Raw genomic sequence first — 22,612 nt, 5'->3', positions numbered from 1 at the left:
AGTCCGCCGCAGCGGCGGACTCGTCGACACTGATCAGTGGCCGTGCGTGACGCCCCCGCCCTTTCCCCGCCCCGGCCGGACGGGGAAAGGGGCAGCGCCCGCTGATATCCGGCCCTCCGCCTTCTTCCAGTCTTCCTTTCAGTCTTCGCCGTGATAGGCGCGCAGCTCGCGGCGTGCCTGGTGACGGCTGCGGCGGCGCTCTTCGCGCCGGAAGCAGTGCCACTCCCGGCCCCCGTCGCCGTAACCGAACAGGTGGTAGGCGTAGGCGGTGGCGCTCCAGTGACAGCCGCCCGTGCGGCGGCTCAGGGACGCGCTGTCGGCGGTGATCTCGTCCGGCAGGCTGCACGGCCCGAACCGATGATCATGTACGGGCAGGCAGGTCGTCATCGGCGCGTCGGCCATCCGCACCCACCAGGGCCGGGTCTTGTCGGTCTTGCTCATACGGTCACCTTTCGGCTCCGTGACGCCCCGGGCTGGGGCTGTCATGGGACCGGATGCACCGTGATCACCTCCGACTTCGCGCACGATATACCGGGACCGAAAGCGACCTTGCCGCTCGGAGAAACTGATCACGACGTTACCGCGAACCGCGGGAGCGCGCGTCACCGGAGCCGATACCGGTGAGGTCGCCTGTTCGACTGTCGCGAATTGTCGCTGGACGGCGCACCATCAAGTGCTGGAGTCCCGGGTCCGAGGCGACGGTTCAGGCGAGGATCTCGACGTACCCGTCGGTTCCGTGAACGCGGATCCGCTGCCCGTCCCGGATCAGCCGGGTGGCCTGCTCCACACCCACGACGGCCGGCAAGCCGTACTCCCGCGCGATCACCGCCCCGTGCGTCATAAGGCCGCCCACCTCCGTCACCAGTCCGGCGACGGTGACGAACAGGGGGGTCCAGCTGGGGTCGGTGTAGGCGGTGACCAGGATGTCACCCGCCTCAAGGTCGGCCTGCGCCATGTCCATGACGACCCGGGCACGGCCCTCGACGGTCCCGGCCGAGACCGGGAGGCCGACCAGCGCGCCGGGCGGGGCGTCGTCACGCCGGTACCGGCCGGTGATGGCCTCGCCGTCCGATGTGAGGACCCGGGGCGGTGTGAGCGCCTCGTACGACCGGAACGCCTCCCGCCTTTCCACGATGAGTTCGGCGTCCACGTCGTCGGTGCGCACGACTTCCTGCAACTCCGGGAACCGGAGGAAGAAGATGTCTTCCTTCTCGCGCAGGGTGCCGGTGCGGACGAGGCGATCGGCTTCCCGCAGCAACGCCTGCTTGTAGGCGAAGTAGCGGCTGACCATGCCGTACTTGGGGTACTCCCGGTATCCGGCGAAGGTGCGGACGCGGTCGATCATCCGCTTGGTCTCCTCGGCCTTCTGCTCCCCGTGGGGCAGGGCGCGCAATCGCGTCAGCAGTTCCTGTTCTTTCCGGCGTGCCTCTTGGCGTCCTTGTTCGAAGTGTCGCTTGCCGGCGCCCGGCTCGAAGTTCTTGATGTTGCCGAGGATGGTGGGCACGAGCGTGGCGGGATGCTCGCTCCAGCGCGTTCTGGTGATGTCGATCTCGCCCGCGCAGCGCATGCCGTACTCGTCGAGGTAGCCCCGGATGGCGTCACGTGCCTCCCGTCCGCCGGCCAGCCCGGCCAGCTCGTCCAGGAAGCCGTCGCCCTCCCGGCCTTCGTCCACGACGCGGTGCAAGAACGTCACGACGTCCGCGTGCGGTCGGATTGTGTCCGCGACGTCGAGGAGCGCCAGCCCCATCTCCGACGTGATGTTGTGGGGGACGGATTGCGTGAGCGCGTCGGCCGCGTTCTTCTCGCCCAGCCACGCCTCCAGGTGGTCATTGAGCCACCAGGTCGCCTCCATCCCCGCCATGATCACCTGGAAGCTCTGCGGAGAGAACAGGACGCGCCTCAGCTCTGCGATGTCGGCCAGGATGAAGTCGAGCAGCGCCGGCCCGGACAGAGTCTGGATCTCGCTCCGCAGGGTGGCGACGGACGCCTGACTGTGTCGGATCAGCTGGGTGACAACGGCCGGATCGGTCTCGATMGGGGCGGGTGGGTCACCGGCGGGTGCGGCGATGGGATCTTCGTCCGGAAGCGAGCGGATGAAGTCGCCGCGGTCGAGGACGGTCTGTAGCGCGTCCCGGATCAGTGGGTCGGACTTCCCCAGGGTCCCGAGGAGGTTCGCGCGACCCGCGGGCGTCGCCAGGAGGGGGGCCACGTCGACGAACAACCGTCCGCCGGCCTCGTGCATCGGCCGTGGGGTCGTCAGCTGCCACAGGGAGAGTCCCAGCGGCTTCATCGCGTCGGTCATCATCTGCTGGTGACCGACGGAGACGTAGACATGGTTCTCCTGGTCATCGGTCCTGGGGACGGGGAACAGGGTGGTGATCGGTCGGCTCTGGACGATGTGGAAGTCATCGCCGGCCAGGCACCATTCGATGTCCTGGGGCCTGCCGAAGTGCGCTTCGATGCGCCGGCCCAGCCGCACCAGGCGCACGACCTGCTCATCCGTCAGAGCCGGCTGCGTCTGCCGCTGCGGTTCGACCGGTGCGTCCCGGGTACCGCCTCCCGGTGACGCCTGGACGGACCGCGGCTTGGCGGCGACCGCTGTGGTGACGACCTGATCGTCGCGCACGGTGTAGACGTCCCCGGTGACCAGACCGGAGACAAGCGCCTCGCCGAGCCCCCAGCCGGCTTCCACAGTGGCGACCTTCCGGTTCGAGGTCACGGGGTCCGCGGTGAAGAGGATCCCGGCCGCGTCCGGGAACACCATCTGCTGCACGACCACGGCCATCCGTACCTTGCGGTGGTCGAAGCCGTTACGGCGCCGGTAGGTCACTGCCCGCTCGGTGAACAGCGAGGCCCAGCACCTCCGGACGTGCCGAAGGATCGCCGGCAGGCCCGCGATGTTCAGGTACGAGTCCTGCTGGCCGGCGAAGGACGCCGTCGGCAGGTCCTCGGCCGTCGCGCTGGAACGCACCGCGTAGGAGGCCTGCTCCCCGAGCCGGGCGAGTGATTCGCTGATCGCTGCCACAATGTCGTCGGGAATCACGGCGCCTTCGACGACGCGGCGGATATCGGCGCTCAGGGTACGGATCGCCGCGTGGTCGTCCGGTTCCACGCGCGACAGCAGGTCGAGCTGAGCGTCGATCGACGGCGCCTCGGCCACGACCCGCTGGAAGGCGTCCGTCGTGACGCAGAAGCCGTCCGGCACGCGGATGCCGTTGATCCGCGAGAGCTCGCCCAGGTGCACCCCCTTTCCGCCGACGTCTGCGACATTCGTCGAGTCGATCTCCTCGAAACCCAGCACGTAGCCCAATTCCGTTGCTCCATCGTCCGTCGGGTCGGTTCGCAACGGGCAGTATGAAGCACTTTCTGGCGCCTCATGAGGCGCGCGAAGCTGATATAAAGTGAAAGTGGCGGGAAGTCCGCGCGGTGGAAGTGACCACCGCGGCCGGGGAAGCCCTGGAGCGCCTGGTCGCGCACCCCGCGCTTCACGACCACCCCGGACGGTGGCCCCGCCTGTCCCTTGCTCCGCGCCCGACCCGCAGCCGTAGCGCTGCGCCTGTGACCTGCCGGCACCTGGCCGAGGCGCTCGACATTCCGCGGTCTGCCGACACTGACATGCGGTCACAGAGAGCTGTTCCGCTCCCTGCGGCGCCGATCCGACCGCCGGGCCGTGGAGTCAGACGGCGCGAGCGATGCAGATGCGTGCCTTCAGCCGTTGGCCGGCCTCGTAGAACATGTAGTCGACGCCATCCTGGTTGCCGAACGACGGCGCTGCCACCCGGCCGTTGTCCGAGGCGATGGGGGAGTGGAACACGCCGAGGGCGCCGCCGACCTGTGGACCTTCCGCAGGATCGCCGCCCGCCGCAACTTCACGCGGGGCGCCCACGCGAGCGACATCACCCTCGCCAACTGGGCGATGATCGACTACCTGGAGGGTCCGGTCATCGACGTGCCGGACGCCGACAGGCACCTGGCGGCGGCCCGCGAGCTGTCGCGCTCGGCCTTCTACTGGCCGCCGACCCCGGCGAGGAGGTGGCGGCCTTCATCGAGGTGCAGACCGGCTCCTACTTCGGCGAGGACGACATCGAGCGCCTCCAAGACGACTACGGCCGCGATTCCGGTATTTGACGCCGGTCCATCATGTCGAGCCTTGACGGACCACTCGGCTTGCTCAACCCTGTTCTCGCTCGCTTCTCCGGCAGGCGCGGAGCCCCGCGACCACGCGTTCCCAAAAAGATTACTTCTGGTCAGTTTGCGGCAATCTCACGGTCTTTCGCGCACTAGATCCTTCCTTCGACCGACTGGCGAATAAGGACGTTAAATGTCGCGTTTTCTGACCTTGACCATCGGGCTGCTGGCCGCCGTGGCCCTGCCCGCCGTCCCGGCCCACGCCGGTGCCCCTGACGGCACGCTCTCGCTCCGGACGGCGAGCGTGAAGGCGGGTGACCCCATAGAGCTGTCCTACTCCACGCCGCGCCCCGACTCCAAGAACTGGATCGGCCTCTACACCGACCCGGGCAACGGGCCCGTCGACCAGAAGCACGTCGGTCCCTCGCTGAAGTGGGTGTACATCCCCTCCGGCTCGGGCACGGCCACCCTGCCCACCGACGGGCTCGAACCGGGCGACTACATCACCTACGCCCTGGCCAAGGACGGCTACGAGTGGCTGGCGGCACCCGTGAAGGTGAAGATCGCGAGCAGCGAGCCGCTCCACTTCGTGACCCGTGCGTTCACCCTGCGCAACGCCCGCGCCAAGTCCCCGTACACGGCCACCGTCAAAGGTACGGTCCGCGGTGAGGCGAGCTTCCGGAAGGCGGACGGCCCGGCCTGGGTGCGGATTGGCCAGGACGGCACGGTGACCGGCACGCCGCCGGCGTCGGCGTCGGCGAAGACGGCCACCTTCACGGTGGAGGCGCGCAACCAGGCGGGCGAGAGCGCCACCGCCACGGTCGGCGTCCGCGTACGGCCTCCGGGCGGGCCGCTGGTGCCCGAGCTCACGACCATGTCCTGGAACCTGTGGCACGGCGGCAGCCAGGTCAAGGGCGGCAGGGAGAAGCAGCTGAAGTTCCTGCTCGACCGCGACGTCGACGTGGTCGGCATGCAGGAGACGTCGTCCACGTCCGCCAAGGAGCTGGCCGAGGCGCTCGGCTGGGACTACTACCAGGCGGGCGCGGACCTGGGCATCGTCAGCCGGTACCCGATCGTCTCGCGCGGGCCGCTGCCCTCCGAGTCGGGCCTGGCGGGGATCAACGCGAAGATCAGGCTGGACGACCGGCACGAGGTGGCCGTCTGGAACGTGCACCTCGGCTACACCCCTTACGGCCCGTACGACGCGTGCTTCGGAAAATGGAGCGTCGAGCGGCTGATGGCCAGGGAGGCCGAGTCGAAGCGCACGCGCCAGATCCAGGAGATCATGTCGGCCATGTCCGGCGACCTCGCGGAGGCGAGCCATACACCCGTCCTGCTGACCGGTGACTTCAACGCCCCCTCGCACCTCGACTGGACCGCGGCGACCAAGAAGTGCGGTTACGACTCCGTGCCCTGGCCCACCTCGGTCGCTCCTGAGCAGTCCGGGATGAAGGACTCCTATCGCGTGGCCCACCCCGATCCGGTCGCCGCCCCCGGCACCACCTGGTCGCCGATCTACACCACGTTCACCGGCGGGTACGATCACGACGGCCACAAGGGTGAGCCCGAGCCGCAGGACCGCATCGACTTCGTCCACTACAAGGGCGATCTCAAGGTGAAGTCGTCCGACGCGGTCGTCGAGGGCACCCCGGCGCCGATTCCGGACCACAGAGACAACGCCTGGACCTCCGACCACGCCGCCGTGCTGACCACGTTCGCCGTCCGTTGACCGGGCTCCGCGTTCACGGCCCCAGCTCCTTCCTGACACCGGTGAGCCGGACCATCCCGTGGCCCTCCCGATCTTCGTGCCCTCACGCAACCCCGAGCCGATGACCTGGACGAGCCCGTCGGCGGGAAGGACGTCAGTCCCGGACGGTGGCCTTGCTCCGCTGCTGGGCGGCCATGCCGGCGCCCAGGGCGTTGACCGCCCTGCCTGTTTCCGCATCGTCWCCGCCTCGCCCTGGCGCCGTGCCAGCTGCGCAGCCGCCTGCGCAGCTCGGCCGTCGCGGTGAGCCCGTCGACGCCGGGCAACCCGACGTCGACCGCCGCCACGTCCGGCTCGTGCAGCGGCGCCAGGGGCACGATCTCGTCGCCGGTCGCCGGTCGCCGGTCGCCGGTCGCCGCCTCCGCGACCACCTTGATGTCAGGTTCGAGCTCCAGCAGTGCGACAAGCGCCCCTCGGACCGTGTGCATGTCCTCGGCGAGCAGAACCCGAATCATCCATCGCCCCTACATCAACACCCGCCTTTGTCTCATTTCCACCATCTCGGTAGATCTTCACTTTCGATCATGAAGGATTCACGCACGAGTGGGGCCGGGGACTCGCCCTACGGAGGGAAGCAAGGCGCTTGGTTCCGACGCGAAGCCCGTGAAGTGGTGGCTGAGCGTCATCAGGGAGCCGTTGAGCTGAACCGACATGATGCGGCGCCGCCCGCCGTGCTGGATACAGTGGCCGACGTGCGGAACGCCGAACCCCCGGGCCGAGTCGTCTTCCTCAACGGGACGTCGAGCTCGGGCAAGACGACCCTGGCCCGGGCCATCCAGGACGAGAGCGATACTCCGTTCGTCCACTGGGGGATCGACACCCTGTTCCACCTCGTCCCACCGGACTGGGGCGGTGGTCGCGGCGGTCCCCTCAGCCGCGCCGGCTTCTGGTACGACCGCACCGTCCGTGACGAGGACGGCCACCCATCGGTGGTCATCCGCTACGGTCCGGTCGGCCGCCGGATGCTGCACTCGGCCTGTACCGCCGCGGCGGCCTTCGCCCGCGGCGGCGACGACCTTGTCATCGATGAAATGCTGCTGTCCCCGGATCTGCTGCCGGTGTGGATGGACGCGCTGGCGGGCCTGGACGTGCTGCTGGTGGGTGTGATGTGCCCGCTGCCGGTGGCCGAGGAGCGGGAGGTGGCGCGAGGCAACGAGAGTGGACTCGCGCGTGGACACCTGCGTACGGTTCACGAGCACGGCTTCGCCTATGACATAACGGTCGACACCAGCACGGAAACCCCCATCGACCTGGCCAAAGCCGTCCTGCGATGTCCTCCTTCCACCCCACCGCTACGACGGCAGCACGAGGGCGGTCCCTCACCTCATTACGGATGAACAACGCCTTGTGGTGCACGGGATCGAGCCTTACCGGACCCCGAGTCCTGCGGACGATGAACTTTGTCTGGCACGGGGGTTCGGATTCTTTTCGAGTTGTGGTCAGGGCGCGAGTTCCACTCGGATGTCGTTCCTCGAATCCGGCAGCAATTTCACCGTCGCTCCGTTGTCGCGCCTCCAACCGACCGGGAGCAGGAACCAGCGCCCCCCTGCGTGCTTGAGTAAGCGCAGGCCGTTGTAGCGGAAGGCGAAAGCGTTCGAATCGCTGAGTGGCGTCATGCCGACCCCATGGCCGGAGATATACAGGCGGTCGCGGCTATAAACGATCGCCTGAGGCAGGAAGGGGAGTGCCGATTCGATTGCGTAAGCAGCGTCGAGTCCGCTCTGCTTTGCCTTGACGTCTGTAGCCCAAAAAGCGGCGATCAGGACGAGTGAGACGACCAGGGCACGGCGAAGGATCCGTGCCGCGGCAAGGCCCGTCGACAACTGTTCCGGCACCACCTTATAGGTCCTTGCGTTCTCCGTTGCATACTCGAGCAGTAGAGCGCCGCCGCCGAGCATCACCGGAAAGATGAGGGCGTCCGAACTGCACCGCAGGCCGAACGCGCTGACCGCCAGCCAGACAAGGGCAAGGGCGTCCAAACTGCAATGCATGCCGATCGAACCAACCGCCAGCAGAACAAGGGCAATGGCGCTGAGAGCCACCCAGGTGATCTGTTGCCATCGGTGGTTTGCGCGACTCAGCAGGTAAGAGAGCAGGTGATGAGCGATCACCGCTGCGACCCCTATGACCACCACGGTTGCCAATAGAGAGAACAGCGGGCCCGCGCTGCTCAGAAGGTAGTCCGTCGTCGACAACCCGACACTGCCGAGATCCACGCCGAAGTAGGCAAGGCGTTCCTTCTCGCGTACATACCCGAAGTGGTACAGAACCGCCGTCAGCACGCCGGCCGGCGCCAGCACCTGGCCGGCGAGCTGGATCAACGGGCCGAGCCCCCGATCGTCGGCGGACGGATCGGTCGCTTTGGTAGTCACGTGTCAGGGACTTCCGGTCGGAGCCGAGGTGGGTTCTGGCTTCGGGGGCCGCGGCTGGACTGGTGAAGCCGTCGGGGCGGTCTCCGCCGGGGTCGGGGTCGAGGTCTCCGTCAAGGTCTCCGTCGAGGTCGGGGCCTCCATGGGAGACGTGGTCGACCGTGCCGTTTCGACGATCTGGTCGAGCACGCTCGACGTCTTCACCCCGATACGCAGGCATACATGGTCGGGTCCTGATTCACACACTGACTCCCCTCGGGGCCGGTTGTCTGTGATCTTGATGAACCCGGCCTCGTCGGAGTCGGGGTGAGGGAGGCCGTACACCTTCAAGCACCGGTCGTGCGGCCCACACTTCATATTGTCCTTGCGCTTGTCCTTGTCTTTGTCCTTGTTGTTGTTTTCAATTGTTTCTACGATTGCCTTCGGGCAGGGATCCTGGCTCCCGCCGAACTCGGTTGCCTCGCCGCAGGCTTTGATGATGTCACGCAGCTGCTTCCTGGTGAGACGGGTCTCGATTATGTCTGTCGCCCGTGGCTGGACGTCCCCTCCGACGTCCGGACCGTCCGACTGTGGCGGGGGTGTGGTCGCGGGCTGAGGCCCGCTGTTCCCGCACGACATGACCAAGAAAAACGAAGCTGCGACCCCCAGTACGCCCCATCGTCGAAAACCCACCGTTCGCCCCTCGCTCGCCCTCAGCGGAACATGCACTTATGAGCCGGCATACGATCGAAATCGGGAAGCGGCCGCTACCGGGCCGCCCTGCTCATGGTCCGGTGAGGAACGATCCGGGGAAAGCACCGGCATCCGCGGGCCCCTGGATCGTTCCTCACCTGTAACGGACAGGCAGATCGAGATGCACCGTCAGGATGTGAGGCCTTCCAGGAGCATCCGGACGGTCGGATGTGTGACGACTCAAGAGCATGCGTACCCTGCATTAACATCACTTCATCGTCACGTGAAACAAAAATGCCAAAAAACTTCATATATCATTGTGCAAATAAACAGGGTGGCCGCTGATCAATTTTTGCATCGCATCCATGGGTGCCATCTTCCGGATGGGCTACTTGCGGCATGCGTATATTTTCAATGACGATCACGCTTATTGAAGGTTCGATGGGTGGGTTGGTATGGGTATATAAGTAAAAGCCGGAAAATCGGCTTAGATCATGCGTAGGCCGCCGCCGAGCGGCACCGTTGGAGTAGCGCCGACCGTGGCTACCAGCGCGGAGTCCGGCTATTGGTCGGCGAAGAAGAACCGGTTCGGTCCAGGGAGAAGCCCTGCGGCGGCAGTGGCCGTCCGTCGACGCCGTCCTGGGAGTCGACGATCCGAGCATGGGCGGGCGCCGTCCGCAGCCGGCGTGAGTTCGCCCAGGAGCGCTCGGGTCCGGGGGCATCGCGGCGCCGGCGTACGTCGAGGAGCAGACGAACGTCCGCGTGCCGCAGTCGTTGCGGGAAGGGCTCGTCGCCGGAGCCGCAGACACCGATTGTCGCCATTCTGAGCACCGGAAATCACCCACCTGCCCACTGCTCGTGCCGCCTCCGGCAGCCCTGCCGGAGGCGGCGAGGTCTCATCAGGCGACGGCGGTCCCCTCAAGCTCGACCATCAGGTCGGGGATCGCCAGCCGCGCCACCCCGAGCATCGTGGTGGACGGTGCCACCCCGGTGGCGCCCAACCGCGACGCCAGCACGCCGTAGTGCTCGAAGAGCCGATCGACGTCGGTGGTGTAGACGTTGAGCCGGACGAGGTTCGCGAGGGACATGCCTGCCTCGCCGAGCACGGCCTCCAGGTTGTCGAGGCTCAGCGCCAACTGCGCCGCCATGTCACCGGCATGCTCGGGCTTGCCGTCGCCGCTCATCGCGGTCTGTCCGGCGCAGTACAGGGTCCGGGTGTGCCCGGAAACGATCTCACCCTGGTTGTACCCCATCTCCACCGACCACGCCCACGGGTTGACCGCCGTTCGCTCCATTGCCATATCAGCTCCATTCGATTCGCCGACATTACGTACGTCCGTCGGCTCGGTAGCCACCGTCTTCTCCGTGACGTTGATCAGCTTCGCAGCGAATACACGACATCCTTTGTCGTATATCTCTGTAAAGTTCTGACGTGCGCGCCGATCGGTTGGTCTCGCTGGTGCTGCTGCTGCGGCAGCACGGTCGGCTGTCCGCGGCCGCGCTGGCCCGCGAGCTGGAGGTGTCCACCCGCACCGTGCTGCGCGACATCGAGGCGCTGTCCGCGGCCGGCGTCCCTGTCTACGCCGAACGCGGCCGACACGGCGGTTTCGCGTTGTTGCCCGGTTTCCGGACCGAGCTCACCGGACTGAACCACGACGAGGCCCTCGCCCTGCTGGTCGCCGGATCGCGGCGCGGCGCGCAGGCGTTCGGCCTCGGCTCGGCGCTCGCTTCGGCGATGCTCAAGGTGGTTGACGCGCTACCCGAAAGCTATCGGGACACCGCGGCCGGCGCGGCCGAGCGATTGCTCATCGACCCGGAGATCGACCTCCTCTCGCGTCGGCTGGTCGCCGAGGAGGCGCCTGACGCCATAGTGGCCGAGGTCCTGCGCGCGGTGCTCGCCGGACACAAGGTGCGCATCCACTACGCGGCTGTGGACCAGACCCCGAAATGGCGCACGGTGGACCCGATCGGCCTGGTCACCGTACGCGACCGGGGCTATCTGCTGGCCACGAGGTCTGGCGCGGACCGCACCTACCGGCTGTCCCGGATCCTGGCCGCCGAGGAACTCGCCGAACCCGCGCAGCGACCAGACCGGGTCGACCTGGACCAGGCCTGGCAGGAACGCAGCACGCGGTTCCGGGCCGGCGGCGACCAAGTCACCGTGCTGGTACGGGTGGACCCGGCTCGGCGGGAGGACCTGGTGGGCACCGCGCTGGCCGTCCGCGCCGAAGAAGCCGACGCAGACGGCCGGCTGCGGCTGGAGGTGACCTTCCAAGATCCGAGACACGCCGAATGGGCGCTGTGGCAGCTCGCCACGGACGCGGAAGCCCTGGCCCCGCAGTGGTTGCGCGACTCCCTGCGCGACCGCGCCGCCGCGATCGCCACCCGCTACCGACGGCTCCGTTGACGCCAGGCCGGGTTGGGCAAGGTGCGGTATGCCGCTCCCGGCGGTCGTCCAGGTGTGCAACCCTCCCCGGTCACTCGGCCGTGCTGTCAGGGGTGACGACCAGTGGTATCGGTCGTCGCAGGGTCAGGGCGACGGCGATGCCGGCCCGGTGCGGGTCGTCCATCTCGACTCTGACGGTGGCCCCCGGCTCGTCCAGCGGGTTGTCCGCTGGCCGAGCACACGCACGTCATCAATTGTGGGCGGCACCGGGCGCGCTTTGCTGACGCCCGCGGGCGCGGTTCTTGCGGGCGTGATCTTTTTGGCATCGCTCAACCCTTTTCGGTGCGTACGGCTCCATGACCCGCAGCGCGCGATTCAGGTCCGAGCGGCACGGCGGACGACGGCCGCGAGCGACCGGGATGCTCCACACAGGTGGCCGAACAGGCAGGCATGACGACACCCTCTCGCTGTCCGACTCGGGCGGACACGCCTGGATGCCGGCAAACTTGGTCTCGCTCACTCCAGGTAGTCGTATGGGGCGTGCAGTAACCGGAGAGGGTGTCCGCAGCAGGCGGCACACCCCTGCTCGAAGGAGAACCGCGTGAACCGCACCACGATCGTCGCCGCGCTGATCGGCGTCGGCGCCGTCCTGGCGTCGCCTGTAGCCGTCGGCTCAGCCCACGCAGCGGCGGACCCTCTCAGTGACCTGTTCGGCGGCGGCTACTACGGCGGCGGCTACTACGAGAGCTCGGGCAGCGGGGTCGGCCACGGTGTCGGGGTCGGTGGCCTGATCGGCATCGGTGGCATCGGACTCGACATCCTCTAGAGGACCAGTGCGGGGGCGTCGGTCGGCCGAGACCCATTCGTCGCGCCGGCCAGAGCAGGCGGACATGATCGACGCCCCCACCCGAAGGGATGCTGTCGGCGAATCCGCCCCGCTGCTGTCAAGGCCCTCCACTCAGGTCGACGGCATGACGCCTTCACCCGCCTGGCCCGCTGTCACGAACGACGAGCGCAGGCCGTGGAGGCCACTTCGACCTCGCCGACGCCGTCATCACCGTCCGTAGCCTGATCCGCCGAGCCTGGCACACTCACCGCTGGGACGCCCGACCCCATCGGCGCCGATGACCGTCACCTATCCGCGCGACCGCTCAGCTGAGGATCACTGAGACTCCGCGAACGGTACCCCGATGCTCAGGCCGGGATCCAGTTGCCGTGGAAGCCGGCCGGGACGCGGACCGGGACATGCACCTCGGCCAGTGGCGGCGCAGCCAGGTCGGCGGCGTCCAGGATGGCCAGATAGCTGCGGTCGGTGGCGCGGTCGTGGGCGAAGGTCATCAGGTAGCCGTCGTTCTCCCCGGCCGCGCCCGCCGCCACGAACACCGCCTCGCCGCAGGTGTGCCCGGCCGGGAAGCGGTGCACCGCCCGTACGCCGCCGTCGGCCAGGTCATAGGCGTAGATCTCCGACCGCTCCGGCTCGGCCTCCAGGGCGAAGCTGGTGGTGTAGCCGTAGCGGTGCGGCAGCCCGATCGCGCTGTCGGCGACACGCGGGTACTCGCTGGGCGCGTCGTCGATGGGGGCCTCCGTGACCGTGCCCGCGCGCGGGTCCAGGGTCCAGCGGTGCAATGTGGGCAGGCCGCCGCCGACGTCCTCGGTGCCGCCGCGCCACAGCGACGGCACCCGGGTGCCGGTGACCGTGATCGTGCCGGTGGCGGGGTCCTCGAAGGCATTCATGGTGTGCCAGATGTAGCACGGCGCGATGTCGAACCAGCGTACGGGCGCGTCGTCGCCGGCCGTGCGCGGCAGGACGCCGAACCTGGCCTGATGGGCGTCGTCCCAGCGCCATGGCGGCGCACCGGCGGCGGCCTGGGCCGCGTCGAAGACGACCGGCAGGTCCAGGAAGATCACGTGCTCGCGGGTGACGGTGAAGTCGTGCATCATCGTCGCCCGCGGCACGTCGACCACCCGCGTCTGCACCACCTTCCCCGCAGCGTCGGCGCGGTAGTACGTCAGGTACGGCGGACGCAGCCGGTACCCGAAGAACAGCAGCTCACCGGTGATCGGGCAGGTCTTCGGGTGCGCGGTCATCGGCGTCTGCAGTGCCCCGTCAAAGACGTACGCCCCGATGGTGGCCAAGTCGGGCGTCACCTCGTACGGGAAGCCGCCCTCCTCCAGCGCGAACAGCCTGCCCGCGTGCGCAATCAGGTGCGTGTTGGCTGTGGTCACCCGGTAGTCGATCCGGCCCGTGCCGGGATCGAAGGCGAGGGCGAACCGGGACTCGCCGGGGTGCTCGTACAGCGGCGTGCGGACGTACCGGTTGCGGTACCAGCGCGCCCGGCCGCCGTCCAGCGCGATCGTGTGGATCATGCCGTCGCCCGCGAAGGAGTGCGGCGACCAGCCGGTGCGCGGGTTGGGCCCGTTACGGAAGAACTGGCCCGACAGCTCAGCGGGGATCTCGCCCGTCACCTTGGCGGGCTCCAGCGTCACCTCCTCCGCGATCGGCGCGTTGTTGCCCGCGAGATGCAGCGGGACGGTCTCGGCCATGGTGGATCTCCTGTCGGCGTGGTCGGGGGACGCCGACAACCATGCGCGGGGAAATCCGCGAAGAACAGTCTTGTTTTGCCGGCCGCCGTCAGCCGCCCGGCGTACGCGCAGGCCAGGGCGGTGCGAGAATCTTCGGCGGCAGGCCCGGACGGAGGTCGTGACGAGACCGGTGCGGGCACCCGGCTCACCGGTCCGGCCCGCTCCAGGCGGGCGATCAGGCGCGACAGCGCGCCGGTATATCGAGCGGACGAACGCCTGGCATGACGCCTTCACCCGCCTGGCCCGCTGTCACGAACGACGAGCGCAGGCCGTGGAGGCCTCTTCGACCTCGCCGACGCCATCGTCACCGTCCGTAGCCTGATCCGCCGAGCCTGGCACACTCACCGCTGGGACTCCCGACCCCATCGACGCCGATGACCGTCACCTATCCGCGCGACCCCCAAGGATCGAAGACACCCTCTCGACACGGATGCAGCGCGATCAGGCGGCGCTCTCGACAAGGGTGCTGGTGACCATGCGGAGCTGGCCGCGGAGCCAGGCGTGTCCCTGATCGGCCGCGTGGCGTGGGTGCCAGGCCATGCCGATCGCCATCGGGGGCACGTCCAACGGGATGGGGAAGGCTCGCAGGCCCAGCGCGGTGAGAGTCTGACCGAGCCATCCGTCGATCGTCAGACAGACGAGGTCGCTGGTGGCGGCCAGCATCATGGCGGTGGTGTGGCTGGGAACGACAGCGGCCACTCGGCGGCCCAGACCGTGCTTGGCCAGAGCGGCGTCGATGGGGCCGCGCAATCTTCCGCGACGTGAGATGCCGATGTGCGGCGCCTGCGCGAAGCGCTGCGGGGTGATGGGCTCGGCGAACAGCGGGTGGTCTTTCCTGGCCACGGCCACCATGACGATGCGGGCCAGCGGTTCGGTGCGGATCTCTGAGTCGAGGTCGTCCAGCACGCCGAGCTCGATGTCCACCTCGCCCTGCCGCAGCGCGGGGCCTCCCTCCAGCGCCGCATCGTGGACGTGATCGACCTGACGCCCGAGCACGCACCGCATGGGCTCGCCATCGACGCCGCCCGGGACCTGCTGTACGTCAGCGTCGAAGGGGCCGAGGACCGGCCGGGCGCTGTCATGGTCGTCGACCTCGCCACCCGCAAGTCCATCGGCCGCATCGGCACCGGCGCCAAGGGGCCGCACTGGTCCGTCATCAGCCCGGACGGCAACACAGGCTACGCCAGCAACAAGGAGGCACCGTACGTGTCGGTGGTGGATCTGCGTACCGGCACAATGACGGCCAAGGTGGAAGTGCCCGGCAGCGAGGGCCTGGCCTGCATCCCCCGCCGGACATCGTGAATCGGCGTTGGAATAAACGTGTTCAGTGCCCGACCGGCCGTCCAGTGCAGGGAACTGGGTGAGTGCTCGGATGATGCCCAGGGTGGTCCCGATCGGCCTCACCGACGATGATGGCATCGATCTCGGAGTCGGCGGGAAGGCCTGCTGTGTGATGGACGAGGTGCCGCAGACGCAGGGCTGCATCCCACCGGGTCTCCGATCGACTTGGGAATCGTGGTACTGAGCACCTGTTTGCCGATCGTCCCCCGCCGCCTTTCTCGACACTCGCCCCGTTCTGATCACCAGCGCCGGGACCGCCATCCCCATAACCGCCGTTACCCTGCCGCTGCCGGCGGTATGGCGGATTCGTGATACCCGCTCTGAGGCCCCCGCGTCGTCGAGGGGGGCCGGTAGTAATCGCGGAAAATCCAACGGATATGCGTCTGACCTGCGTGGACAGAGCTTGGCCTATCGTCCTCGTGGTCATGTTCCCAGGAGCCTTTGTAGCTCAACGGCAACATCGTCGGGTTCACAGCCATTCCTACCGAGCCCCCGAGGGAGGGCTGTAGTGAATCACTGGTGAAGACCACCTACGAGGAGTCGTTCGTGGCGAGTGACTGGGTCGTTGTCCTCGTACTGGGCGCCATCGTGGTGACGGTCGCCTCGGTGCAGTGGCCGGCGGGGACCGAATCGCAGCTCATCGGACGCATGGACATCGATGACCTCCTCCCCAGGGAGAACACGACAGAGAGCGCCCTCATCACAGGGTGATGAGGGCGCTCTCTGTTTGATTCGCCGACAGCGTCACGATGGGCCGGGGGCGGGGGCAGCACTCGGGTCAGGGGTTCGACGGGCGCCACATCGGGAACATCGGCGGGCCGTCGGGCATGAATATCGGGTCGCCGAGGTCCTGGTAGCCGTGGCGCAGGTAGAGCCTGCGGCTGTGGGTGCTGCTGGCCTCCAGGTACGCGGGTATGCCCGCCTCGTCGAGCCCGCGGTGGTACTCCTCGAGCAGCCGGGTCCCCGTCTTCCGTCCCTGGTGCCCGGGGAGCACGGCGAGGAACGCCAGGTAGTGGTGCGGGTCGTGGGGGTGGCGACCGTCCATCTCCTCTCCCATCTGCCCGATGCGCTCTGCGTGGGGACCGGCGAACGCCTCCACCCGGGCGTCCCGGTCGGGGATCTCGGGAAGCGGCCCGGCGCCCTTGTGGAACCACACGGCCACGGCGGACATGTCGGCCGTCGCGTGGACTTCGCCGTGGATGAGGGCGCTTTCGGTGATCATGGAGAAGAAGGGGGGCATCACCCGGCGGCGATCGTCGTCCGGCGGGATCATCCAGGCCGAGATCTCCTGCTCGTGGAAGGAGGTGGCGATGATCGCGCCGATGGTCTCGGCGGCTCCGGGAGTGTTCTGAACGCGAATGATCTCTGTCATTTGGTCCCTCCCACGGCCGCCTGGGCGCCCCGTCCGATGTTCGCGTATACCTCCGGCCGGTTGGCCCGCAGGGCGAGCCCCCACATGACGCCGAGCCCCACGGCGACGAAGTAGACGGCGGGCATGATCCAGCGCAGCGGGGAGTCGGGGGCCACGCCGAGCACGGTGTCGAAGTTGGCCATGACGAGCACGATGACCACGATCAGCAGGACCGAGGAGATACCCGGGGCGATCCTGGTCCGCCAGGCGTTCTCCTCGTTGGGGTTCTTGGCGAAGAAGACCAGCACGGAGATCGAGGTGGCCGCCAGCATCATGAGCAGCCCCAGGCCACCGAACGATCCGACGGTGAAGAACAGTTGGACGACCGGATCCAGGCCGAAGACCGCGTATATGACGATCGTGACCAGCCCGATGACACCCTGCGCCAGCGAGCCGTTGATCGGGGCACCGGTCCGGGGGGAAGTACGACCGAAGGTCTCGGGCAGCACCCTCTCCCTGCCGAGGGCGAAGATGTAGCGGGAGATCGTGTTGTGGAAGGCGATCAGCGCGGCGAAGAGGCTCGTCACGAAGAGGAGGGAGCCGATGGTGGCGACGGTCGCCCCCAGGTGCTGCCCGGCCAGGTTGAACAGGAGGGCCGAACTCTGCTCGCGCGAGGTCTCGACGATCTTGTCCGAGCCGATCGGCACGGTCATCGCCCAGGACGACACGGCGTAGAGCCCGGAGATGACGGCGAGTGCGACGTAGGTCGCGATCGGCACCGTGCGCCTCGGGTCCTTGGTCTCCTCGGAGAACACCACCGACGACTCGAAGCCCGCGAAGGACGCGATGCAGATCGCGACCACCGCACCGATCCCGGGGACGAAGAGGTTCGACGGGCCGAAGACGTCGAGGCTGTAGCCCGAGGCCGCCGGGTTGATCAGGTCCGCGATGTCGAACACGACGACGACGGCTATCTCCGTCAGCAGCAGGACCGACAGGACCTTCCCGTTTACGTCGACCCGCATGAGGCCGAGCACCCCGGTCAGCATCCAGGCGCCCAGCGCGATGACCCACCAGGGCGGAGAGCTTCCGAACCAGTCGGCGATCAGTGGCTGGGCGGCCGCACCGATCATGCCGTAGAGACCCACCTGGAGCGCGTTGTAGGCCAGCAACGCGACCCACGCGGTCGCCACCCCCACCGGCCTGCCGAGTCCTTTCGCGGTGTACGCGTAGAACGCCCCGGCGTTGACGACGTAACGGGCCATCGTCACGTAGCCGACGGCGAACAGGCCCAGGATGGCTCCGAGCAGGATGAAGGCGAGCGGCACGCCGGTCACGCCGGTCGCGGCGTAGGCGGCGGTCACCGAGCCACCGATGACAGTCAGCGGCGCCGCCGCCGAGATGACGAAGAACACCACCGACGGGACACCGAGGCGGTCTTGGGCGAGCGCGGCGGAAACGGCGCTGGCCCTTCGTTCTGTCACGGACATTGAGATCCTTGGGATGAGGGGGGTGGGTTCACCGGCGGCTGATGACGGAGTCACCTACGGCAGCCTCGGTCTGGGCGATCAGTTCCTGGAGCGGCGCCGGGAGGGTGGTGATCGAATCGGAGAGGTATCTCGGGTTCTGCTCCCACAGGACGAGCCGGCTGCCGCCGGTCGCGACGAGCAGCCCCAGCAGGACGCTGTCCTGGACGCTGAGCGGTTCACGGCGTTGGATCGCCAGGTTGACGCGTCCGCCGGGCCACGCCGCGATGTTCACGTCGACCGGTGCCTGCCTCCGCGACGGGCGTCTGCCGGGCGGGCGCAGCAGCCCGTCGGCGGTCATCCGGGCCGCCACGTCGGCGAGTGCCGTACGGGCGAGGAACTGCAACCAGGTATGGAAGCGATGCGAGGGTTCGGAGATGATGTGCTCCAGGGCGGTCCTGGTGAGCGCGTCTTCGGGCGGCGCTCCGTCGAGAACGACGAGCCGTATCTGCCCCGCCGCCAATCCCACGGTTGTCCGCCCGGCGAGCATCAGTTCTCCCAGGATGGCGGCGGCCAGCCCCAGACCGGTCAGGCGGGTATGAAGCCTCATCCGGCCGGTCGCGTTGTCATGCATGACAAAGAACAGGTCGTTGGCCAATCGGCTTCTTGAGAGATCAACTCCAACCACGAACGGCGATCGTATAGCTAAATCATTAAATTTGTCATTATGCGAACGAAGTTCTGGTGCCGGACATAGGTCGGCCAGACGAGAACCGAAGAAACGGACAGATAGCTTCTGTCCTCTTCGACAGCGCGTTCAGTTCCAGCTCGCGTTCAGCCGACTTCGAATCCACCGGTCGCACCGCGACGTCCTACGCCTCCACCTGCAATTCCTCCACCTGCTTCTTCAGCGCGTTCAGGGCATCCGAAACGTCGGGTCCTCCCGTGGTGAGGTGGTGACGCCGGCGCGAAAGACGCTGGTGGGCGGCTCTCGAAGGCTACTCAGGTCCCGGGGATTGAGGAATATCCGTGCCAGATCGTGCGCTAACTGATGGTTTCGGAATGAGTTGAGCCATCGGGAGCGAGTCAACCCGGATTCCGAACGGCCCAGAGGCTCTCCGGGGTAATCCTTGGCGTTCAATCTCGCAGGGATATCGGTCAGGCCAATACCCCGTGCGTGTAGAGACCCCGGCGAAACCGGTGAGGCCCACCGTCGGGTTCCACGCGTGTACGCGCGAGTGCCTCGCGAAACTCTCCCGAGTCGTTCTCGCCGTTATGGGCTTTTCGTCCCGCAGGTCGGGAAAGCAACGTCACTCGGTGCCGGGGGACCTGCAATGGAAATCGTGCGGCGGCCGCGGGGCGCAGCGTAGACGCCCGGCGCGCATGCTCGACGAGGTTTCCAACCGGACCTCGGGCCGGTTCGGCAGGGTGCAGGCCACCGAGACCACAGAGCTGTCGGTTGTCAGTGGGCCTCAGGCATCGAGAGGCCTGTGAGGCGGGCTGCGCAGATCGCATGGCGGAGTCGTCGTTGCCGTCCGCCGTTGCGGATGCCGTTGTAGATGAGGTGTCTCAGCGGATGGGCAGGGTCGGATGCGGGGCGTCGGGAACGTGGCCGATCATGGTGCTGGTGATGGCCCACCGTTCGTGATCCCGCCAAGCGCCGTCGATGAACAGCAAGTCGGGTGAGTAGCCCTCCTTGCGGAAACCGTGTCGTCGGACAAGCGTCAGGGAGGCGTGGTTGCCGGGCTGGATCTGGGCTTCCAGCCGGTGGAGCCGCAACTGCTCGAACGCGTAGCGCAACACCAGGCCGAGTCCTTCGGACATGTATCCCTGGCCGGCGGTGGGAGCGAAGGCCGCGTAACCGAGGGAGCCGCATTGGAAACGTCCGCGGATGATGCTGTTGATGTTGATGTTGCCCGCGATGGCACCGGTGTCACGCACACAGACCAGCAAGCTTTCGGCGGACAGCGGGTTGTCGAATTGTCCGAGGTAGGCCTGGAACATCTGCGGTGTGGTGGGCAGGGACATCCACGGATGGTGAAGGTCAACGCTGGCACGGGCCAGTTCCAGGAACTCGTCCTGGTCGTGGCCGGTGATCGGACGCAAGGTCACACGGGAGGAATCTCCCCGCCGGCCGGTTGGGAACGTCTCGATCGCCGCAGTCCGTCCGGTTTCTTCTACTCCGTCGTTCTGCATCATGGATGGAACGGTATCCCGGCCCGTGACCTGGTCGATCGATACCTCAGGTTCGCCGACAAAGGTCTACGGATCCCTCGGGTGCGCGGCGTGACTCGGCAGGCCGCGGAACGCCGTCCGGGCGCCCGGCATGAGCGCCATGATCGTGTACATGACGGTCCCCGAACCGAACGGCGACAGTCGGCGGCGTACCCGAAGCGGCACCGGGCTGAGCGTGATGACGTTGGTGACGACCATGCTGAGCAGGGCCGGTCACGCTGTTTCGGCGCTGAGCGCCTGCGCCACGGGTCGGCGGGCCGCCAGGCGTGCGGGCAGGGCGGGGGCGGCCGGCCCGCCGCATCCCCTGACCGGCACACCGGCCCCGCAGACAACCGGCACACCAGCCCTGCAGACGTTGATCGCTAGCATGAGCCGAATGCCGATAATTCATGAAGCACCGCAGCAAACCCGGCGGCGCTTGGCATGGCTCGACGCCCTGCGTGGCGTCGCCGCCCTGGTGGTGGTCCTGGAGCACGCGCTCGAGCCGCTGTTGCCCGAGGCGCAACTGCCGCTCAAGGCGGTCTTCGAGCCGGGCTGGTACGGGGTGACGGTGTTCTTCTTGGTCAGCGGCTACATCGTGCCCGCATCGTTGGAGCGGCGAGGCAGCGTGCGGGCCTTTTGGATCTCTCGTTTCTTCCGGTTGTACCCACTGTTCGGTGTATGCGTGGCGGGCATGGCGCTGCTGGTGACGGTGGGCTGGGACGACCTGCACATCTGGTGGAGTTCCCGGCCGGTTTCCCTGTCGCTGGGTCATCTGACGATGCTGCAGAACTTGCTGTATATGCCGAACCTGGTCAACGTGCTGTGGACGCTGTCGTATGAGATGGCCTTCTACCTGCTGCTGACCGTGATGTTCACCTTCGGCGTGAACCGCGGGAGCACCATGGGCGCGCTCGGCTTCACCGCGGTGGCCGTGCTGGGCGCGGGTGCGCTGCCGGTCACGCTGTTGTCGGCCGGCGGGCCGGGCCAGATGCTGACGGTCACGCTGCTGGTGACCGCACTGGTGGCGGTAGGCCTGGCCGCCGTGCTCAAGGGCTCAGGCGCGGTACGGCAGGCGGGCGCGATCGTCATCGGGGTCACCGTGCTGGGGCTGTTGGCGGTCAACCAGCGCTATCCCGGCCCTTGGCAGGGGCTGCTGATCCTGGCCACCATGTTCGCCGGCACGGCGCTGTATCGGGCTGAGCAGAGCGAGATCTCCTGGAGACAAGCTGGATGGGTGGCTCTGGTGCCGCTGGGTGGGATCTGGCTGGCGCGCGGTGAGTTCGGCCTCCAGACGGCCATAGCCGCCGCCTGGATCACCTTCGCCGCCGGAATGGCGCTGCGGCACCGGAGGGCGCCGCGGGCTCTGGCCTGGCTGGGGCTGGTCAGCTACTCGATCTACCTGCTTCATCCGCTGCTGCTGGAAACCGTCCAGCGGTTCTGGTCCGAGCCGCTGGCTGTGCCTCTGGGTCTGCGGCTGGTGGCCCTGGCGTGTGCAGTGGCGCTGCTGCTCGGACTCAGCGCGCTGACATGGCGTTTCGTGGAGGTTCCGGCACAACGGCTGGGCAAGCGCCTCGCATCAGGCGACAGATGAGGCCGGTGCGGCCCGGTGCTGCCGGCACCGACCGGTACACCGATCCTGCGACATCCTCCATCAGAGCAGGCCAGGTGTACATCTGTCGGATTCTCGGCCGGCCGGCGACTTACCGAGAATCCGGGGCCGAGGAACATCGAAACCGGATCGTGCGGTAACCCTGGCGCCTACCACCAACGGCTGTTCCGCCGGTTCCGAGACCGATCGACTTCCGCAGCCGGTCCCGGCGCGGTCGGCGGCCAGGTGGTGGCCGCTGCCCGCCGTGGCGATCGTGCTCCCGCTGATCCCCGCCGCCGTCAACCTCGCGCACGGCATGTACCTCTGGATCGGCCCCAGAGGCGCGATCGAGCAGTTCGTCCGCGTGGACGGGGCCAGCGGGCATGCTCTGACCTGGTCCGTCCTGGACGTCTTCGTCGGCGTCGGCGGTCCCGCGCTGCTGATACTGGCCGCCGTCCTGCGCCGGACCCGCCGCGTCGTGCGGTTCACGACACTGACGCTGGCCGTCGCCGCGGCCGTGGGCTTCGTCAGCGCGGTCACAGCGACGCCGGTGACGGAGGACTTCGGCGACTTCTTCTACGAAGGTACGCAGATCTACCCGGAGGGGCTGTTCACCCAGGGGAAGGACGGTGAGATCTTCCTCGGTGTCTCACCGTTGTGGTACAGCGCGGCCTTGCCCGCCTCCGCCCTGCTCCTGCTGTTCCTGTACCTGGCCGGGGCTTCCGGGGAGCGGGTGGGGGCGGCGG

General features: G+C 67.7%; 19 protein-coding genes and 2 pseudogenes. 10 read left to right on the top strand and 11 right to left on the bottom strand.

Features of this window, described 5'->3' with window-relative positions; translation table 11 throughout:
• Nucleotides 1–138: 138 nt before the first annotated feature.
• The 3 genes from CA984_RS24110 to CA984_RS24100 form a co-directional block, all read right to left on the bottom strand.
• A complete protein-coding gene (locus CA984_RS24110) occupies nucleotides 139–441 on the bottom strand; it encodes a hypothetical protein (protein WP_086575839.1) in 303 nt (100 codons plus the stop codon).
• Between the two features lie 262 nt (nucleotides 442–703).
• Nucleotides 704–3,301, bottom strand: a complete 2,598-nt coding sequence (gene rph / locus CA984_RS24105; RefSeq protein ID WP_242676135.1) for a rifamycin-inactivating phosphotransferase — start codon at nucleotides 3,299–3,301, stop codon at nucleotides 704–706.
• Between the two features lie 375 nt (nucleotides 3,302–3,676).
• Nucleotides 3,677–3,886 carry a hypothetical protein gene (locus CA984_RS24100; protein WP_086575837.1) on the bottom strand — a complete coding sequence of 70 codons (210 nt, stop codon included), beginning with the start codon at nucleotides 3,884–3,886 and terminating at the stop codon, nucleotides 3,677–3,679.
• Nucleotides 3,887–4,321: 435 nt separating this feature from the next.
• Here CA984_RS24100 and CA984_RS24085 point away from each other — a divergent pair, with 435 nt between their 5' ends.
• Both CA984_RS24085 and CA984_RS24075 read left to right on the top strand, forming a co-directional pair.
• Entirely contained in the window at nucleotides 4,322–5,857 is a 1,536-nt protein-coding gene (locus CA984_RS24085; protein WP_086575836.1) for an endonuclease/exonuclease/phosphatase family protein, read from the top strand.
• Nucleotides 5,858–6,585: 728 nt separating this feature from the next.
• On the top strand, nucleotides 6,586–7,230 hold the full coding sequence (locus CA984_RS24075) for a chloramphenicol phosphotransferase CPT family protein (RefSeq protein ID WP_207621009.1): 645 nt from the start codon (nucleotides 6,586–6,588) through the stop codon (nucleotides 7,228–7,230).
• 102 nt (nucleotides 7,231–7,332) lie between these two features.
• Here CA984_RS24075 and CA984_RS24070 read toward each other — a convergent pair whose 3' ends face one another.
• Complete coding sequence (locus CA984_RS24070) at nucleotides 7,333–8,265, bottom strand: hypothetical protein (protein ID WP_086575834.1); 933 nt, start codon at nucleotides 8,263–8,265, stop codon at nucleotides 7,333–7,335.
• A gap of 1,568 nt (nucleotides 8,266–9,833) precedes the next feature.
• Nucleotides 9,834–10,229 (bottom strand): RidA family protein, encoded by a 396-nt coding sequence (locus CA984_RS24060; protein WP_086575832.1) that lies wholly within the window; start codon nucleotides 10,227–10,229, stop codon nucleotides 9,834–9,836.
• A gap of 137 nt (nucleotides 10,230–10,366) precedes the next feature.
• Here CA984_RS24060 and CA984_RS24055 point away from each other — a divergent pair, with 137 nt between their 5' ends.
• The 3 genes and pseudogenes from CA984_RS24055 to CA984_RS24045 all read left to right on the top strand — a co-directional run.
• The gene (locus CA984_RS24055) at nucleotides 10,367–11,341 is read left to right on the top strand and encodes a helix-turn-helix transcriptional regulator (RefSeq protein WP_086575831.1); all 975 of its coding nucleotides are present in this window, start codon (nucleotides 10,367–10,369) and stop codon (nucleotides 11,339–11,341) included.
• A gap of 580 nt (nucleotides 11,342–11,921) precedes the next feature.
• On the top strand, nucleotides 11,922–12,146 hold the full coding sequence (locus CA984_RS24050) for a hypothetical protein (RefSeq protein ID WP_086575830.1): 225 nt from the start codon (nucleotides 11,922–11,924) through the stop codon (nucleotides 12,144–12,146).
• A 129-nt stretch (nucleotides 12,147–12,275) separates the two neighbouring features.
• Nucleotides 12,276–12,448, top strand: a pseudogene (locus CA984_RS24045) (IS5/IS1182 family transposase); the annotation flags it as partial.
• A 66-nt stretch (nucleotides 12,449–12,514) separates the two neighbouring features.
• Here CA984_RS24045 and CA984_RS24040 read toward each other — a convergent pair.
• Nucleotides 12,515–13,864, bottom strand: a complete 1,350-nt coding sequence (locus CA984_RS24040; RefSeq protein ID WP_086575829.1) for a carotenoid oxygenase family protein — start codon at nucleotides 13,862–13,864, stop codon at nucleotides 12,515–12,517.
• A gap of 220 nt (nucleotides 13,865–14,084) precedes the next feature.
• Between CA984_RS24040 and CA984_RS48115 the strand changes: the two are divergent.
• A pseudogene (locus tag CA984_RS48115) lies at nucleotides 14,085–14,281 on the top strand (IS5/IS1182 family transposase); the annotation flags it as partial.
• 63 nt (nucleotides 14,282–14,344) lie between these two features.
• On the opposite strand, the gene CA984_RS24035 reads toward CA984_RS48115, so the two are convergent.
• A complete protein-coding gene (locus CA984_RS24035) occupies nucleotides 14,345–14,899 on the bottom strand; it encodes a LysR substrate-binding domain-containing protein (RefSeq protein ID WP_207621008.1) in 555 nt (184 codons plus the stop codon).
• Between CA984_RS24035 and CA984_RS24030 the strand changes: the two genes are divergently transcribed.
• Together CA984_RS24030 and CA984_RS24025 are read left to right on the top strand one after the other, a co-directional pair.
• Nucleotides 14,870–15,205, top strand: a complete 336-nt coding sequence (locus CA984_RS24030; protein WP_207621007.1) for a YncE family protein — start codon at nucleotides 14,870–14,872, stop codon at nucleotides 15,203–15,205. The two genes, CA984_RS24035 and CA984_RS24030, sit on opposite strands and share 30 nt — an antisense overlap.
• A gap of 558 nt (nucleotides 15,206–15,763) precedes the next feature.
• Nucleotides 15,764–15,955, top strand: a complete 192-nt coding sequence (locus CA984_RS24025; protein ID WP_086575827.1) for a hypothetical protein — start codon at nucleotides 15,764–15,766, stop codon at nucleotides 15,953–15,955.
• 67 nt (nucleotides 15,956–16,022) lie between these two features.
• Here the strand turns inward: CA984_RS24025 and CA984_RS24020 are convergent, their stop codons facing one another.
• From CA984_RS24020 to CA984_RS24005, 4 genes are all read right to left on the bottom strand, one after another.
• Nucleotides 16,023–16,616 (bottom strand): GNAT family N-acetyltransferase, encoded by a 594-nt coding sequence (locus CA984_RS24020; protein ID WP_086575826.1) that lies wholly within the window; start codon nucleotides 16,614–16,616, stop codon nucleotides 16,023–16,025.
• Nucleotides 16,613–18,085 carry an APC family permease gene (locus CA984_RS24015; protein ID WP_207621006.1) on the bottom strand — a complete coding sequence of 491 codons (1,473 nt, stop codon included), beginning with the start codon at nucleotides 18,083–18,085 and terminating at the stop codon, nucleotides 16,613–16,615. Before CA984_RS24015 ends, CA984_RS24020 begins: the two co-directional genes overlap by 4 nt.
• A 28-nt stretch (nucleotides 18,086–18,113) precedes the next feature.
• Nucleotides 18,114–18,749, bottom strand: coding sequence for a GOLPH3/VPS74 family protein (locus CA984_RS24010; protein ID WP_278249063.1), 636 nt, complete (start codon nucleotides 18,747–18,749; stop codon nucleotides 18,114–18,116).
• Nucleotides 18,750–19,630: 881 nt separating this feature from the next.
• A complete protein-coding gene (locus tag CA984_RS24005; protein ID WP_086575824.1) occupies nucleotides 19,631–20,260 on the bottom strand; it encodes a GNAT family N-acetyltransferase in 630 nt (209 codons plus the stop codon).
• A gap of 127 nt (nucleotides 20,261–20,387) precedes the next feature.
• On the opposite strand from CA984_RS24005, the gene CA984_RS24000 reads away from it, so the two are divergent.
• Together CA984_RS24000 and CA984_RS23995 are read left to right on the top strand one after the other, a co-directional pair.
• Nucleotides 20,388–21,869 (top strand): acyltransferase family protein, encoded by a 1,482-nt coding sequence (locus tag CA984_RS24000; protein WP_086575823.1) that lies wholly within the window; start codon nucleotides 20,388–20,390, stop codon nucleotides 21,867–21,869.
• A gap of 262 nt (nucleotides 21,870–22,131) precedes the next feature.
• On the top strand, nucleotides 22,132–22,612 hold a 481-nt coding region (locus CA984_RS23995), incomplete at its 3' end, for a hypothetical protein (RefSeq protein ID WP_133061762.1).

Source organism: Streptosporangium minutum, assembly GCF_002149035.1.
Lineage (GTDB): Bacteria > Actinomycetota > Actinomycetes > Streptosporangiales > Streptosporangiaceae > Streptosporangium > Streptosporangium minutum.
This window is presented reverse-complemented; position numbering and strand designations above follow the sequence as displayed.